The sequence below is a fragment of the Haliea atlantica genome (genome assembly GCF_054779855.1).
Genome location: NZ_BAAGXL010000006.1, coordinates 15,444 through 30,811 on the forward strand (window position 1 = coordinate 15,444; position 15,368 = coordinate 30,811).

The 15,368-nt window shown below is 64.9% G+C and carries 15 protein-coding genes; 5 read left to right on the forward strand and 10 right to left on the reverse strand.

Annotation, left to right across the window (positions count from 1 at the left end; genetic code table 11):
• The first annotated feature begins 31 nt into the window (after positions 1–31).
• The 4 genes from ACYVGS_RS06735 (at position 32) to ACYVGS_RS06750 (ending at position 5,823) form a co-directional block, all read left to right on the forward strand.
• Positions 32–2,605, forward strand: coding sequence for a TonB-dependent receptor plug domain-containing protein (locus ACYVGS_RS06735; protein WP_460587904.1), 2,574 nt, complete (start codon positions 32–34; stop codon positions 2,603–2,605).
• A gap of 56 nt (positions 2,606–2,661) precedes the next feature.
• Complete coding sequence (locus ACYVGS_RS06740) at positions 2,662–3,183, forward strand: nuclear transport factor 2 family protein (protein WP_460587905.1); 522 nt, start codon at positions 2,662–2,664, stop codon at positions 3,181–3,183.
• A gap of 88 nt (positions 3,184–3,271) precedes the next feature.
• Positions 3,272–4,087, forward strand: a complete 816-nt coding sequence (locus tag ACYVGS_RS06745) for a DUF6502 family protein (protein ID WP_460587906.1) — start codon at positions 3,272–3,274, stop codon at positions 4,085–4,087.
• Positions 4,084–5,823 (forward strand): DUF5666 domain-containing protein, encoded by a 1,740-nt coding sequence (locus ACYVGS_RS06750; protein WP_460587907.1) that lies wholly within the window; start codon positions 4,084–4,086, stop codon positions 5,821–5,823. The genes ACYVGS_RS06745 and ACYVGS_RS06750 overlap by 4 nt, the downstream gene beginning before the upstream one ends.
• Here ACYVGS_RS06750 and ACYVGS_RS06755 read toward each other — a convergent pair.
• Genes ACYVGS_RS06755 through sufB form a run of 8 tightly spaced genes read right to left on the reverse strand, consistent with a single transcriptional unit; the run spans position 5,820 to position 13,378 of the window.
• Positions 5,820–7,211 carry a sulfotransferase family protein gene (locus ACYVGS_RS06755; protein WP_460587908.1) on the reverse strand — a complete coding sequence of 464 codons (1,392 nt, stop codon included), beginning with the start codon at positions 7,209–7,211 and terminating at the stop codon, positions 5,820–5,822. The genes ACYVGS_RS06750 and ACYVGS_RS06755 overlap by 4 nt on opposite strands.
• A gap of 12 nt (positions 7,212–7,223) precedes the next feature.
• Positions 7,224–7,658 (reverse strand): SufE family protein, encoded by a 435-nt coding sequence (locus ACYVGS_RS06760; protein WP_460587909.1) that lies wholly within the window; start codon positions 7,656–7,658, stop codon positions 7,224–7,226.
• Between the two features lie 14 nt (positions 7,659–7,672).
• Positions 7,673–8,215 (reverse strand): iron-sulfur cluster assembly protein, encoded by a 543-nt coding sequence (sufT, locus tag ACYVGS_RS06765; RefSeq protein WP_460587910.1) that lies wholly within the window; start codon positions 8,213–8,215, stop codon positions 7,673–7,675.
• Positions 8,216–8,231: 16 nt separating this feature from the next.
• Entirely contained in the window at positions 8,232–8,588 is a 357-nt protein-coding gene (locus ACYVGS_RS06770; protein WP_460587911.1) for a HesB/IscA family protein, read from the reverse strand.
• Positions 8,589–8,607: 19 nt separating this feature from the next.
• Complete coding sequence (locus ACYVGS_RS06775; protein ID WP_460587912.1) at positions 8,608–9,846, reverse strand: aminotransferase class V-fold PLP-dependent enzyme; 1,239 nt, start codon at positions 9,844–9,846, stop codon at positions 8,608–8,610.
• The gene (gene sufD / locus ACYVGS_RS06780) at positions 9,843–11,147 is read right to left on the reverse strand and encodes a SufB/SufD family protein (protein ID WP_460587913.1); all 1,305 of its coding nucleotides are present in this window, start codon (positions 11,145–11,147) and stop codon (positions 9,843–9,845) included. Before sufD ends, ACYVGS_RS06775 begins: the two co-directional genes overlap by 4 nt.
• Positions 11,147–11,893, reverse strand: a complete 747-nt coding sequence (sufC, locus tag ACYVGS_RS06785) for an ABC transporter ATP-binding protein (RefSeq protein WP_460587914.1) — start codon at positions 11,891–11,893, stop codon at positions 11,147–11,149. The genes sufD and sufC overlap by 1 nt, the downstream gene beginning before the upstream one ends.
• A gap of 45 nt (positions 11,894–11,938) precedes the next feature.
• Positions 11,939–13,378 (reverse strand): Fe-S cluster assembly protein SufB, encoded by a 1,440-nt coding sequence (gene sufB / locus ACYVGS_RS06790; RefSeq protein WP_460587915.1) that lies wholly within the window; start codon positions 13,376–13,378, stop codon positions 11,939–11,941.
• Positions 13,379–13,634: 256 nt separating this feature from the next.
• Here sufB and ACYVGS_RS06795 point away from each other — a divergent pair, with 256 nt between their 5' ends.
• Positions 13,635–14,114, forward strand: a complete 480-nt coding sequence (locus tag ACYVGS_RS06795) for a hypothetical protein (RefSeq protein ID WP_460587916.1) — start codon at positions 13,635–13,637, stop codon at positions 14,112–14,114.
• A gap of 21 nt (positions 14,115–14,135) precedes the next feature.
• Here ACYVGS_RS06795 and ACYVGS_RS06800 read toward each other — a convergent pair whose 3' ends face one another.
• Positions 14,136–14,822 carry a type II secretion system protein GspG gene (locus tag ACYVGS_RS06800; RefSeq protein WP_460587917.1) on the reverse strand — a complete coding sequence of 229 codons (687 nt, stop codon included), beginning with the start codon at positions 14,820–14,822 and terminating at the stop codon, positions 14,136–14,138.
• Positions 14,819–15,274, reverse strand: coding sequence for a peptide-methionine (R)-S-oxide reductase (gene msrB / locus ACYVGS_RS06805; protein WP_460587918.1), 456 nt, complete (start codon positions 15,272–15,274; stop codon positions 14,819–14,821). The genes ACYVGS_RS06800 and msrB overlap by 4 nt, the downstream gene beginning before the upstream one ends.
• Between the last annotated feature and the right edge of the window lie 94 nt (positions 15,275–15,368).

Below are 15,368 nucleotides of genomic sequence, written 5' to 3' on the forward strand. Positions count from 1 at the left end.
GACGGGTTCCATCCATACATGGAGAGACACAATGAAAACACCCAGACTATCTGTCACTGCATCGACCGCGCTCGCCCTGGCGGGTTTTAGCCTCCTGCCGCTGGCGCAAGCCGTACAGGCTCAGCAGGAGCCAGCACTCGAGGAAGTGGTTGTCACCGGCAGCCATATCCGCCGCAAGAGCCAGTTTGATACCCCTTCGCCGCTTTCGGTCGTCAACCGCTCCGACATGCTCGACCAGGGGGCTTCCACGGTGGTCGACGTGATCAAGAACCTGCCGGAGAATTCCGGTGCGGAGTTCCAGGTCGACAACCTGAACCAGCCGCTCACCAGCGGGACCTCCAATATCAATTTGCGCAACCTGGGGCTGGGTTCGACCCTGGTGATGATCAACGGCCAGCGCCAGACGCTCAGTGCGGTGGCGGCCACCGATGGCAGCAGCTTCGTGGATACCAACTCCCTGGTGCCCTTCATCGCCCTGGAGCGGATCGAGGTGCTGAAGGATGGTGCCGCCGCGACCTATGGTTCGGATGCTGTCGCCGGTGTGGTGAATTTTATTACCCGCGACAACTTCGAGGGGCTGGAAATCCAGGGCAAATACCAGAGTGTGGACACCGGCAGCCACTCGGACAGCGAGCTGGGCATCATCTGGGGTGGCGGCAACGAGCGCACGCACCTGGTGCTCGCCGCCAGTTATTTTGATCGCGATCCCCTGCAGTCCGATGAACGCGAGTTTACCGAGGGTACTGCCCTGTCCAGCCTGGGCCAGCCCGGCACTTTCCTGACCAGCGAGGGCTTCCAGGTAGACCCCGCCTGTGGCGTGAGTGGCGGTTTTGTCCGCGCAAATGGCTTCTGCGGCTTTGACTACTCGCCCTACTTCGACCTCAGCCCCGAGGAGCAGCGCTGGCAGGCTTTCGGCAAATTGACCCACGACTTCAGCGAGACCACCACCGGCAAACTGGAAGTGTCCTACGCGGACACCGAGGTCGAAGTCATCGCCTCGCCGTCCTTCCCCTTTGCCACCTTCTTCCCCACCGTACCCGCACACAATCCCGGTAACCTGTGGGGCGAGGACGCGCAGTTCTTCGGGCGCGTCCTGGGTGCGGACGCGGGTCCGTCGGTCGCGGTCAATGAATACGAAACCGCCCGGATCGCCGGCTCCCTGGAAGGCAGCTTCCGCTCTGGCTGGTACTGGACCCTGAACGCGAGCTACAGCGAGCAGGAAGTGTTCTACGACAAGGGTGACGTGCTGCAGGATCGTGCGATTGCCGCCCTGGAAGGTCGCGGTGGTCCCAACAACGACCAGTACTGGAATCCCCTCTACGAGGGCGAGGATGACCCCGCGGTGATTGCCGACATGTTCGGCTCCACCGGCTTGCGCGGCGAGACCAGCCTGTATACCGTGGATGGCATCGTATCCGGCGACTTGATGGAGATCAGCGCCGGCACCGTCCAGGCGGCCTTTGGCGTGCATTACCGCGATGAAGACCTCGCCCATGACTGGAGCGACGACTTCAACAACCGCGCCTTCCTCAACCTCTTTGGTGGCCCCGACTACAGTGGCAGCCGCGACGTCTACGCCCTGTTCGGCGAGTTCAGCATTCCCCTTGCCGATACCCTGGAAATGCAGGCCTCCGCGCGTTACGAGGACTACGGCTCCGGGCTCGACAGCCTGGACCCGAAACTGGCTCTGCTGTGGCGCCCGAGTGACCAGTGGTCGGTGCGCGGCAGTATCGGGACGGCTTTCCGTGCGCCATCACTGTTCCAGACCATCGCCACCCAGGCCACCCAGGCCAACATGTATGATCCACTGAGCGACAGCACGGTGTATCGCTCGGTGCAGACAGTCGGCAATCCGGACCTGGAGCCGGAGGAGGCGGATGTCTTCAACACCGGGGTGACCTGGGCGCCGACCGATGCCCTGGAACTGAGCCTCGACTACTGGTACTTCAAGTACGACGACCTGATCGTGAAACAGGTGCCGGATGTCGTGGTTGCCCAGGAAGTCGTAGACACCCAGGCGGGCTTGCAGGGCACCGAGGCACAGCAACGCGTGATCCGGGATCCTGCGAGTGGCTTGATTACCTTCGTCAAGACCGACTTCATCAATGCCTCGTCGGCCGAGACAGATGGCCTCGACCTGAGCTGGACCTATCGTTTTGCCCCGCAGGGCATGGGGGACTTCCGCTTCGGTGGCACCTGGACCTGGATGAACCGCTACGACCTGCGGGAGGGGCCGGATTCCCCCGAGATCGACGCCGTCGGCAGCCGCAACCGGCTGAACTTCGCCCGCTCGATGCCCGAGTGGCAGGGCAATCTCAATCTTGCCTGGATGCAGGGGCCACACAGTGCGGCGGCTTACCTCCGCTACACCGACAGCTACGTGGATGATGGCAACGATACCCGGATAGACAGCCACACAACCCTCGACCTGCGCTATGCCTACGATTTCGAGCAGCTGGGTGAGGGCAGTGCCACGATTGCCGTTGGCGCGATCAATGTCACCGACGAAGATCCGCCCACGGTCAACGACCTTCTGGGCTACGATACCAAGGTCCACGATCCGCGCGGGCGCATGTTCTATCTGAACGTCACCTACGCTTTCTGAATTCCGGTCATTTGCCGGCGGGGCCTGTGTGCCCCGCTTTTTTTTGGGAGACACGCATGTCTGAACAACGGATCGACGCGCTGGAGCGAAGGCTGCAGCGCGCCGAAGATGAACTGGCCATTCGCAACCTGATCGCCCGCTATGGCATGGCGGTGGACTGCGGCGACGTGCAGGCTGCTCTGGACTGTCACCTCAGTGATGCCGTCTATGTCGTCTCCGCGCCGCGGGCGGGCCGGGAGGAGAGCGGGACGAATGCGGATCTCGATCTGCGCGGCCACCAGGCCATTCGCGAGATGTTGAGCTCGGAGCTGCACCAGTCGCTGTTGCCGGGTTGTGCGCACACCGTCGGGCCCCTCACCGTCGAGGTGGAAGGCGACGTGGCGCAGGCGACCGGCTATTCCCGGCTCTACCACAGCAGCGAGGGACCGCCCCAATTGATGCGCCTGGGGGTGAATGCCTGGGAGCTGCGTCGTCACGCGGGGCGCTGGTACATCAGCCGGCGCACGTCGCGCCTGGTGTCGGAGTCTGCGGCGCAGGCGCTCCTGCAGGGCGCGGCCTGGGTGCCTCAGGCGTCCTGAGTCGGCGGCCTTCCCGGGGGCAAGCGCGGAAAAGTCGACAAAGCATTTGACGGTCGGCTTAATTGGGATTATTTTCCCAATTATGGACATGCCAATTCAAAATGCGCTCGCCGAGGGCGTACTCAAGATCCTGCGACCGCTGGCGCGCATCCTGCTTTCCCACGGGATGGCCTGCGGTACCTTCACCGAGTTGGCGCGGCGCGCCTTCGTCGACGCCGCTTTCGAGCAGTTGCGCCGGGAGGGGCATCGCCCGACGGTATCCAGTGTTTCGGCCCTGACCGGGCTCAGCCGCAAGGAAACAGCGCGGTTGAGGGACGCGGCACCGGAAGAGGATGTCTCCAACCAGCAGCGTTACAGTCGGGCGATCCGCGTGATCAGTGGCTGGGTCAACGATCCTGCCTTCCTGGATCACGAGGGCCAGCCTGCGGTACTGCCCATGGAGGGCGAGTTCGGCAGTTTCACGGCACTGGTACGGCAGTACAGCGGGGATATCCCGCCGGTGGCGATGCTGCAGATTCTCCAGGCCAGCAACAATGTCGAGTACGCCGGGAGCAAGGTGATGTTGCGATCGCGCGCCTACATTCCGATGGCCACGCCCCTTGAGCGCATCGGAATTCTGGGTACCGATGTCGCGGAGCTGGTGCAAACCATAGGACACAACCTGGCGGCGGAGCCCGAGCGCCGTTACTTCCAGCGCAAGGTGTCCAACTACAGCCTGCCGCGGGCGGCACTGCCCGCGTTCCGGGATCTCACCACCCGTCAATCCCAGGAATTGCTGGAAGCCTATAACACCTGGCTGCTACAGCACGAGACAGACAGCAGTGAAGATCACGCCAACCCACCGGCTTATGTCGCCGTGGGCATCTATTACCACGAGGATTCTCCCGGGGAGGTACAGTCATGACAGAGGCATATCGGAACAGAACCATTGCTACGGCGAGTGCGCTTTCCCTTGTCCTCGCTGCCTGCGGCGGCGGTGGCGGTGGTGGAAGCGACCTGGCAGCCAACAACCCGACACCCACCGGTGGCGGCATCGGGGGCTCGGGGCAGTCGACTACCAGCAGCGGCACGATCGACGGCTTTGGCAGCATTTTCGTCAATGGTGTCCGGTTTGAGACAGAGGACGCGGAAGTCATTGTCGATGGCGAAACGCTCGACGAGCGGGCCCTGCGCCTCGGCATGGTGGTGGCCGTCGCCGGCGAGATCAACGCCGATGGTCGCAATGGCGTGGCTCGTCAGGTGGTCTACGACAATGAAATCCGGGGCCCGATCGCCGCCATCGAAGTGAGTGCCGACGGCGACACCAAGTTGCTGACCATCCTCGGTGTGAAGGTGCTGGTGGAGCGCCTCTCCACGGTGTTCGATGATGTCACCTTCGATACACTGGCAGTGGATGACGTGGTTGAAGTGTCCGGCTTCATCGGCCGTGGCGACAGTATCCGGGCCACCCGCCTGGAGCGCGAGGAGCGCTTCGTGCCGGGGCAGACGCGGGTCGAGGCGCGGGGGCGCGTCAGCGCTCTGGTCGGCGATCAGTTCCAGTTGGGCAGCGTACTGGTGGACGCCAGCCAGGCCCGGATCGTGGGTGAGGGCGGCAACAGCCCCCTGGCCGAAGGAGACAGCATCAAGGCCATCGGCACCCTCGAAGGGGATGTGCTGCTCGCCGAGCGTATTGTGCGTGCCCCCGGCCTCGCCGTGAGTGTCGGTGATGTCGAGGATGCGGTGCGCATTCAGGGGACGATTACCGATTTTGTCGATCCCGGCAATTTTCTGGTCAACGGCATCCTGGTGGATGCCAGTCAGGCGGAGCTGTTACCCCGCAGCCTGGTACTCGACAACGGTCTGGTGGTGGAAATTACCGGCCGCTGGGAGGGTGATGTCCTGATTGCCGAGCGCTTGGTGTCCCGCCGTGGTCGCATCGAGATCGAGGCCGATGTGAGTGGCGTGGATGCCGAAGCCGGTATCGTGACGCTCGATCTTTTCCCCGGTGACATCAGCGTACAGGTTGACGCCCGCACCCGGCTGCGGGATGACGACGATAGCAACCGGCGCCTGACCCTGGCGGACATCATGCCCGGCAATTTCCTCGAGGTGGAGGCACAGTTGCTGGATGGCAACCTGGTGGCGACCAGTCTGCGCCTGGAGGACGAGCAGGACGACGACCGTTTGCAGGGGCCGGTGGAGGCCTTCACCGCGGGCGTGGATATCACCGTGCTCGGCGTCACCTATCTGGTCGGAGGTAATACCGAGTACGAGGATCGCAGCGATATCGCGCTGACAGAGCAGGCCTTCTTTGACAGCCTGCAGGTGGGCGACCTGGTGGCTATCGAGGATGACGAGCTGGCCGACGGCATCGCCGACGAGATCGAGTTCGAAAACCGCGAACTGCTGGATGGCGAGCGCGAATTCCTCTGCGATGATGACAGCTGCGATGACACCACCGAGGATGAGGGTGGCGACGATGTTAGCGAGGAAGACGATCTGAGCGGTGAGGACGAGGGCGAAGACGACCTCGCGGGTGAGGATGACCTCACGGGTGAGGATGACCTCACCGGCGAAGATGAGTTCGAGGAGGAGGATGCCTCCGAGGGGGCGGATGATCTCAGTGCGGAAGAGGTGCCGGAGAACGAGGCTGCAGGCTAGTCGCTGCGGCCCTCTGCCGGTGTGTTCTGTGCCAGCAGTTTGCGCTGCTCGCTATCGCGGGCGGCGAGCATCGGCCTGAGCTGGCTGGAGAAGCGCTGTGCAAAGCCCAGCAGGGCATCCGAAATCGGTGCCCTGGGGTCGTCGGAGCGGCTCGGGAACAAGCGACCGGTCGCCGCCTGCAGGGGCGGGCTGGCCGGAATCTCATCGGGCGCCAGGCCGAGAAAGCGGTAGAGGGCATTCGCCGTACCCAGTGGGTCCCGCGCCAGGGTTTCGTAGTCGACAATGTGCACCGGGTTGGGCAGATGTGCCGCCCAGTAGTCGATCAGGCTTTCCGCCCGGGCCAGTGCCCTGCCGATACCGGCCAGGTTGTAGCTGTAGCCGTGCCCGGTGCGAAAGTGCTTGAAGTACAGGGCGATGCCCAGTTCGGCCGCTTCCCGGCGGCACAGAATGATCGGCACCTGCGGTTGCAGCATGCCCAGCAGCCCCAGCCGCGGCAGGTTGGCGGGGGAGGTGTCCACTAAGCGGGTGCTGGCATCCGCCTGGCGCCCGAGAATATCGTGGCTGGCGCGCAGCAATTGCCGGGATACCTGCCGGGCGGATTCCCGCTGGCCTGGCTGCCGCAGCCCGTGAAGATCCAGGCCTGCAGCAGCCTTGCGCACCAGGGCCAGCTCGCCACCGCCGTGCAGGCCGGGATGCCGGCTCAGCAGGGCTTCCACCAGGCTCTTGCCCGAGCGCGGCAGGCCCGCGACCACGACCAGGGGGCAGGGTGTGGATGTCACACCGGGGATCGGCGCCCAGCGTTCTCGCGGGCTGCTCAACAGTCCCGGCGGCAGACGGTACTCTTTGGCATCACTCTGCAGCGTGCCGGCCAGGCGCCGGTTGGCCTGTCGGTAGAATTCGAAGCCGGTGGCGTCGCGGTCTGCCTCGATGTGGATCTGCCCCAGCAGGAACAGCGCCCGGGCCTGCGCCAGGGGGCTGAGGTTGTTGTCCAGGGCGTGGGCCAGCAGGCTGACGGTGGCCTGGCTGTCCGCGGGCAGGGGGTGGTGGCGCAGTTGTGCGCGCCAGGCGGAGATCAGGCCCGGGTCGCAGCGCGTTGCGGCCTGGAAACAGCGCAGGGCCTGTTCCGGTTGCTCCCGTCGCTCCAGCAGGTTGCCCAGGTAGAGGTGAAGGTGGCCGTCCTCGGGATAGCGGGCGAGGGCGTCGCGCAGGCAGGCTTCGGCCTCGTCGGGTCGCTGCAGGCCTTCCAGGGCGCGTCCATGGAGCCCCAGCAGGGCGGCGCTTTCCTCGCCGCGGCTGAGTCGGGCGCGGGTCTGGGTGAGGACGTCGGCGAAGTGGCCATCTCGGAGGGCCTGCTTGAGGCGGTTCAGGCGCTTGTTCCGGGCGGCCACGGCGGCGGCTTATCAGGTGGCGCTGACGGCAGCGATGTCGCGGATGCGCGACACCATGGCCCGCAGGCCATTGCCACGGGTTGGTGTCAGGTGGCGCAACAGGTCGAGCTGGCGGAAGTAGTCGTCCATGTCGAAGGCCAGTACTTCCTCGGGCGTGCGGTTATTGCAGGCCGCCAGCACCACCCCGAGCAGCCCCTTGACAATAAAGGCGTCGCTGTCGGCATCCAGTTGCAGTCGCCCGTCCTGCATCCTGGCTTCCAGCCAGACTTGGCTCTGGCAGCCGCGAATCAGGCGGTCTGCCGTGCGCAGCTCATCGGGCAGTGGAGGCAGCTCGCGGCCCAGCTCGATGATGTACTGGTAGCGCTGCTCCCAGTCGTCAAAGAATGCCAGGTTGTCGAGTATGTCGGCGCTGGTGATGCTGCGCCCGAAGGGGTTTTCCTTGGCCATCCCTTGCTCCCGTCTCAGTAGAACATGCCCGTTTCCAGCTGGGCTTCCTCGGACATCATGTCCCGGGACCAGGGTGGGTCGAACACCAGCTCGACCTTGACCTGGCGCACATTGGGCACCTGTGCCACGCGGTATTCGACGTCGCCGACCAGCACCGGGCCCATGCCGCAACCCGGTGCCGTCAGGGTCATGCGGATGGATACCGTGCCCGCGTCCTGGTCAACCTCCATGGCGTAGATCAGACCCAGGCTGACCAGGTCCACCGGAACCTCGGGGTCGTAGACAGTCCCCAGGGCTTCCCAGACCTGCTCTTCACTGATGCGGCCGTCCGTCGGCGGCGTGAACTTCAGGACCTGTGGTTCCAGGCCCAGGGCGTCGGCATCGGTGCCGTCGACGCGGACCATGTTGCCCTCGTGAATCACCGTGTAGTTGCCCCCCAGTGCCTGGGTCAGGGTGACGAAACTGTGGGCGGGAATGGTCACCGGGGTACCGACCGGGACCAGACGCCCGGGACAGTCCCGGCGGGTGGTGAGCAGGGTGCGTTCCTGGGCACTCATGGCAGGTCTCTTCTGGTCAGTTAATGCTGAAGCTTTCGCCGCAGCCACAGGCCGCGGTGACATTGGGATTGTGGAACTTGATCGTGCGGTTCACACCTTCCTTCTCGAATTCCAGCCGGGTGCCCTGCAGCACCGGTAGCGACTTGGGATCGACATACACGGTGATGCCGTTCTCCAGACGCAGGGCCAGGTCGTCCGGCTCACCGTTGTCGACTTCGTCCATCACATACATGTAGCCGGTGCAGCCACTCTCCTTGACGCTGACGCGCAGGGCGGGCTTGCCGGCGCGATCCAGTTGGCGCTTGAGAAAGTCGGCGGCTGCGGGGGTGACCTGCAGCGCTTCGGTGGTCACATCAAAAGTGGCAACGCTCATGGCTAACCTTCCGGGTTGATCAGGCGAACAGGCGCCGGGCCCGGTGAATCCCCCGGGCCAGGCGCTCGATGTCGTCGGGTGTATTGTACAGGGTGCAGGCGGCGCGCACGGTGCCCGGCAGTCCCAGGCGCGACATCAGCGGCTGGGTGCAGTGATGGCCGGTGCGCACGGCAATGCCCTGTTCGTCGAGCAGCATACCGAGATCCGCGGGGGGCACGCCATCGATGATGAAACTGAAGATGCCCACGCATTCCGCCGGCTGGCCGATACGGCGCAGTCCCGGGACATCCGCGGTCAGCTCGAGCATCTGCGCCAGTAGCCGCTTTTCATGCTGCGCCGCTGCCGCCAGGTCGATGCCCCCGAGATAGTCGAGGGCGGCGGCCAGTCCGATCGCGCCGGCAATGTGCGGTGTGCCCGCCTCGAAACGGAAGGGCAGGCTGTTGAAGGTGGTGCCCTCGAAACTCACGGTTTCGATCATTTCGCCGCCGCCGAGGAAGGGCGGCATGGCTTCCAGCACGGATTCCCGCCCCCAGAGCACGCCGATGCCGGTCGGGCCGAAGACCTTGTGCCCGGAAAAGGCGTAGAAGTCGCAGCCAATCGCCTGCACGTCAACCGGCATGTGGGCCACGGCCTGGGCCCCGTCCACCAGGGTGAGAGCACCGGCGTCGCGCGCCCGGCGGCAGATTTCCGCCACCGGGTTGACGGTGCCGAGGGCGTTGGAAACGTGGTTGACGGCCACCAGCTTCACCCGTGCATCCAGCAGGGCGTCGAAGGCCGCCAGGTCGATGTCGCCGGCATCGCTCACGGGAATCGGGACGACTTCGGCACCAGTCGCCTCGGCGACCAGCTGCCAGGGTACGATATTGGAGTGGTGCTCGAGCCAGGAGACCAGGATGCGGTCTCCCGCACGCAGGTTCTGGCGTCCCCAGCTCTGGGCCACCAGGTTGATCGACTCCGTGGTCCCCCGGGTCCAGATCACCTGGTGGGCAGCGGGGCTGTTGAGGAAGCGAGAGACGGTTTCCCGGGCCGCCTCAAAGGCCGTGGTGGAGCGGTCGCTGAGCGCGTGCACCCCGCGGTGGACGTTGGCATTGTCGTAGCGGTAGTAGTGATCGAGCGCCTCCAGCACCACCGCGGGCTTCTGGGTCGTGGCGGCGTTGTCCAGATAGACCAGCGGCTGGCCGTTGACCGACTGCTGCAGGATCGGGAAATCCTCCCGCAGCCGGGCAGCGTCGAAAGGGCGTGTCTGCGGCGCGTTCACAGCAGGTGCCTCGTCAGTCTGGGGTTGCGGGCAAAGCGGCTCGCCAGCAGCGGCTTGACGAAGTCGCGCACCGCGGCGCAGGGCAGATCTTCCACCAGCTCGTTGATGAAACCGTAGCTGAGCATCACCTCGGCCTCTTCGCGGGGCACGCCGCGGGTGCGCAGGTAGTGCCGGGTCATCGGGTCCAGCTGGGCCACCGTGGCGCCGTGGGCGCACTGCACGTCATCGGCGTAGATTTCCAGCTCGGGCTTGGTGTTGACCTCTGCCTTGTGGCTGGTCAGCAGGTTCTTGTTGCTCAGCTCCGCGCGGGTTTTCTGCGCCTGTGGGTGGATGTGGATGCGGCCGTTGAAAATCGCGCTGGCCTCGTCGCCGACAATCCCCCGGAAACGCTCGCGACTGGTGCAGTGGGGCACGCTGTGTTCGATGCAGGTGTGGTAGTCGACCGTCTCGCTGCCGCGGGGCAGGTAGATGCCGTCCAGCTCGCAGTGTGCACCCGCCCCCTGGTGGTCGACCACCAGATCGATGCGCTTGAGGTCACTGCCGAGGGCCAGGTGGAAGCCCTGCAGCTGGCTATTGGCGCTCTGGCGGATATGCACGCCGCCGATGTGCACCGCGTTGTCCTGCTCCAGATGCAGGCGGCAGTGCTGCAGCCGCGCACCCTCGCCGAGCAGCAGTTCGCTGACCCCGTTGGTAAAGGCGGTGGCGCCGGTGTCGCTGCTGGCGAAGGTTTCCACCAGGGTGGCCTCGCTGTGGGCGCCGCAGTTGACCAGCAGTCGCTGGGACAGGGCCAGGGCGGCGTCGGCTCCGCTGGTCAGCCACACGATCTGGATCGGGGCTTCCAGCCGTGCATCGGGCTGGATATCCAGGAACACGCCGTCTGCGAGGGTGGCCTCGTTCAGGGGGACAAAGACATGCCGGGAACCGGCCACGGCGCTGCCCAGCAGCTCGCGAATGCGCGCCGCCTGCGCGTCGTCAGCCTCGGCAAAGCGCACCACGGACAACCCGTCGGGCAGCTCTCGCGACGACAGAGCGGGGCTGTAGTGACCGTCGGTGAACACCAGGGTCGGGCCACCCAGTTGCGGGAACTCGATATCGCTGACATCGGTGCTGGCACTGTCCCGGTCGGCCGCCACGAAGCGCTGTTGCAGGGCCTGCAGGCTGGTGTATTTCCAGGCCTCGGTCTTGCGGGTCGGAAAGGGGGTCTGTTGCCAGGCCTCGCGACCGCGCTGCTGCAGGGGGCGCAGCCATGCGGGGGCGAGCTCAGGCGCTTCCCGGATCGGCTGTTGCATGAAATCCGACATCAGGCCGCGTCCTCCAGCCAGGCGTAGCCGCGCTCTTCCAGCTCCAGCGCCAGGGACTTGTCGCCGGAGCGGACGATGCGGCCCCCGGCGAGGACATGCACATGGTCCGGCTCGACGAAGTTGAGCAGGCGCTGGTAGTGGGTGACCAGGATAAATGCGCGTCCTGCATCGCGCATTTCGTTGATCCCGCGGGAAACCACCTGCAGGGCGTCGATGTCCAGACCGGAGTCGGTTTCGTCCATGATGCACAGCTTCGGTTGCAGCAGCATCATCTGCAGCAGTTCGTTGCGCTTCTTCTCGCCGCCGGAGAAGCCCTCGTTGACCCCGCGCTTGAGGAAGCTCTGGTCCAGGTCCACGGATTTGCAGGCTTCGCGGGCCAGCTTGAGGAAATCGACGCTGCCGATGGCCTCTTCACCGCGGCGCTCGCGAACCGCGTCTACCGCCGCCTTGAGAAACTCCATGTTGCTGACCCCGGGGATCTCCACCGGGTACTGGAAGGCGAGGAACAGGCCCAGCTGGGCGCGTTCTTCGGTGTCCATGGCCAGCAGGTCCTCGCCCAGGAACTGCACCGAGCCGGCGCTCACCGAGTAACCGGGCCGGCCGGCGAGGACGTGGCCCAGGGTGCTCTTGCCGGAGCCGTTGGGACCCATGATGGCGTGCACTTCACCGGGGGTCACGGTGAGGTTCAGGCCCTTGAGGATGTCCTCGTTTTCCACTCTGGCGTGCAGGTTGTCGATCTTCAGCATGTCAATTAACTCCGTTGTGCGGCGGCGGTGCCGCCCTTGGGCGCTTCAGCCCACTGATCCTTCGAGACTGACTTCCAGCAATTTGCCGGCCTCCATGGCGAACTCCATTGGCAGCTCCCGGAACACCTCCTTGCAGAAGCCGTTGACGATCATGGAGACCGCCTTCTCGGCATCCAGGCCCCGCTGCTGGCAGAGGTAAAGCTGATCGTCACTGACCTTGGAGGTCGTGGCCTCGTGCTCGACCACCGCGCTCGGGTTGCGGCTCTCGATATAGGGAAAGGTGTGCGCCGCGCAGCGGTCGCCGATCAGCAGGGAGTCGCACTGGGTGTAATTGCGCGCGCCCTCGGCGCGGGGGCTCATGCGCACCAGGCCGCGGTAGGCGTTGGAGCTGTGCCCCGCGGAAATGCCCTTGGAGATGATCGTCGAGCGGGTATTCTTGCCCAGGTGAATCATCTTGGTGCCGGTATCGGCCTGCTGGGCGTTGTTGGTCAGGGCCACGGAATAGAATTCGCCAACACTGTTGTCGCCGCGCAGGATGCAGCTCGGATACTTCCAGGTGATGGCCGAACCGGTCTCCACCTGGGTCCAGGAAATCTTGGCGTTGCGGTGGGCCACCCCGCGCTTGGTCACGAAATTGTAGATTCCGCCCTTGCCTTCGGCGTCGCCGGGGTACCAGTTCTGGACAGTGGAATACTTGATCTCGGCATCGTCCAGGGCCACCAGTTCCACCACGGCGGCGTGCAGCTGGTTTTCGTCGCGCATCGGCGCGGTGCAGCCTTCCAGATAGCTGACCTGGCTGGCCTCGTCGGCCACGATCAGGGTGCGCTCGAACTGGCCGGTGTTCTGCTCGTTGATGCGGAAGTAGGTCGACAGTTCCATCGGGCAGCGCACACCCTTGGGGATGTAGACGAAGGAGCCATCGGTGAACACCGCGCTGTTGAGGGCGGCGTAGTAGTTATCGCGCCGGGGAACCACACTGCCGAGGTACTTGCGCACCAGTTCCGGGTAGTCCTGCACCGCTTCGGAGATCGAGCAGAAGATGACCCCGGCTTCCTTGAGCTTTTCGCGGAAGGTGGTGGTGACCGAGACCGAATCGAAGACCACATCGACCGCTACCCCGGCCAGTGCAGCCTGCTCGTGGAGGGGGATACCCAGCTTGTTGTAGGTCTCGATCAGCTTGGGATCAACCTCGTCGAGGCTCTTCGGCCGGTCCTTCATGCTCTTGGGCGAGGAGAAGTAGGAAATGCTGTTGAAGTCCACCGGCGGATAATTGACGTGGGCCCAGGAAGGCTCGGTCATTTCCTGCCAGTCGCGATAGGCCTCCAGGCGCCACTCCAGCAACCAGTCGGGCTCGTTCTTGCGCGCCGAGATGGCGCGGATGACCTCCTCGGAAAGTCCCGGGGGCAGCGTGTCGGATTCGATGTTGGTATGGAACCCGGCGGCATACTCCTTGCGGATGACCTGGTCTATCTGTTCCTGGGACATGTCGGTATCCTGTCAGACTGTGCGGTTTTCAGCGGGACGGTGGCGTCGCGGGGGCGCAATTTTCGCACGCGAGGGCGCTGCTGTCTGCAACCCCCGCGTGACTTCGGCGCCCCGTGCCGAAAATGTCCTACTATTTTAGTCGACTATAAAACCTACCGCAATGGTCGGGTATTGGCGCGGTCGTGGCTGTGATTCCCCGCGACCGGGGGCAAATCCGGCCTCTGCGGCTGTCGTGGAACCCTGGGGGGATGAGAGTATGCGGGATGGAATACGGGTGGGTCTGTTCTTTGGCACCACCTCGGGGGTGATTACCACCTGTGGTCTGCTCACCGGGCTCGCCGCCGGCACCCAGTCCCTGGCGGCGGTTCTCGGTGGCATTCTGGTGATCGCGGTGGCCGACTCGCTCTCGGATGCCCTGGGCATACATTTGTCGGAGGAGTCGGCCCCGGACACGGGACAGCGGCATGTGTGGCTGGCCACCGCGAGTACCTTCCTGGCCAAGTTCGTGGTGGCGTCTTCCTTCGCGCTGCCGGTCGCCCTCCTGCCACTGAGCCAGGGCGTGCCCGCGGCGCTGCTCTGGGGCGCCACCCTGCTGGCCCTGTTGAGCTGGCAGCTGGCGCGGATGCAGGGGGAGCGGCCCGGCCCCATCATACTGGAGCACCTGGTGATCGGCGTGGTGGTGATAGGCCTTTCCCACGCCGTCGGTTTGTGGGTGAAGCAGCTCTTCGGCAGCTAGTGGCTGCCGCAGAGCGCTGACTCAATCCAGCAGGTACTCGAGGTAGTGCAGGTGCTCCAGGCCGATGTCGGTATTCGCGTCGAGGCCCCCCTGCCTGCCGTCGGCGCCCAGGCTGAGCAGTGTCGGTGGCTGGCGTGAGCCGGCAAACTCCGGGGGGGCGTAGTAGTAGTCCTGGCCCCAGGGGTCCCGGGGCAGGGTCGCCAGGTAGCCGCCCTCGCGATAGTTGCGCAGGCGCAGATCGTCGTGGGGGTTGCTGACCAGGATCGCCAGGCCGTGTCCTGCGTCCGGGTACATGCCGGTATCCACGTAGAAGGCTTCGAGGGCATCGTGGAGGGCGCGCAGGTCGCGGGCGACCTTCACCAGATGCGCGCGGCTTTCGTCGTCAATGCGAATACCGGTCTCGCGGTACAGGCTATCCAGACGATTTTCGCTGCAGTAGATGGCGACATCCCGCCCCGAGGGTTTTTCGTCGACGACACCGTCGCGGTAGACGAAGTGGCGATAGGGAGAATAGTCGCCCCAGCGCTGTACCACCCGATATTGCCCGCAGACGACGCGATCAGGGTAGCGCTGCACCTCGCGGTACTGGAGTTCCTCGCTGAAAGGGATCTGCTCGGCGACTGCCTGCTGGGCGGTCTCCACGGGGTTGCCCGCGCAGCCGGCCACCAGAGCTGCTGTCAGGAGCGTCAGACAGAGTGGCTTGCTCATGCGGGGCTGTCGTCCTTGCTCAGGGCTACCGCGTTCATGCAGTAGCGCAGGCCGCTGGGGGGCGGGCCGTCGGGGAAGACGTGGCCGAGATGGGCGTCACAGCAATTGCAGGTGGTCTCGATCCGCGGGCGCCCCGGGAGCGAGTGATCGGCGTGGTAGGCAATCACGTTGTCGGCGACAGGCTGGGTGAAGGAGGGCCAGCCAGTGCCCGACTCGAATTTCTCGCCGCCGTCGAACAGCAGCGTGCCACAACAGACGCAGCGGTAGTTGCCGGGCTCGAAGCGCGAACACATCTCGTTACTGAAGGGGCGTTCGGTGCCGGCTTGCCGGGTCACCTGAAACTGCTCCTCGCTTAACTGTTGACGCCATTCCTCTGCCGACTTTTCCACGCGCTGCGGCGGGGCGGGGTTGCCCTGTTCCGCGATGCGCAAGATAGCGTCCCATGTCAGCATGCTTAGACCTCCTGTGCCCAGTAACTGGCGGCAGACCGCTCGCACGGGGCCGCTGTGAATGCATTCCGGCGATGTTACCATCGGCGATGCCCGG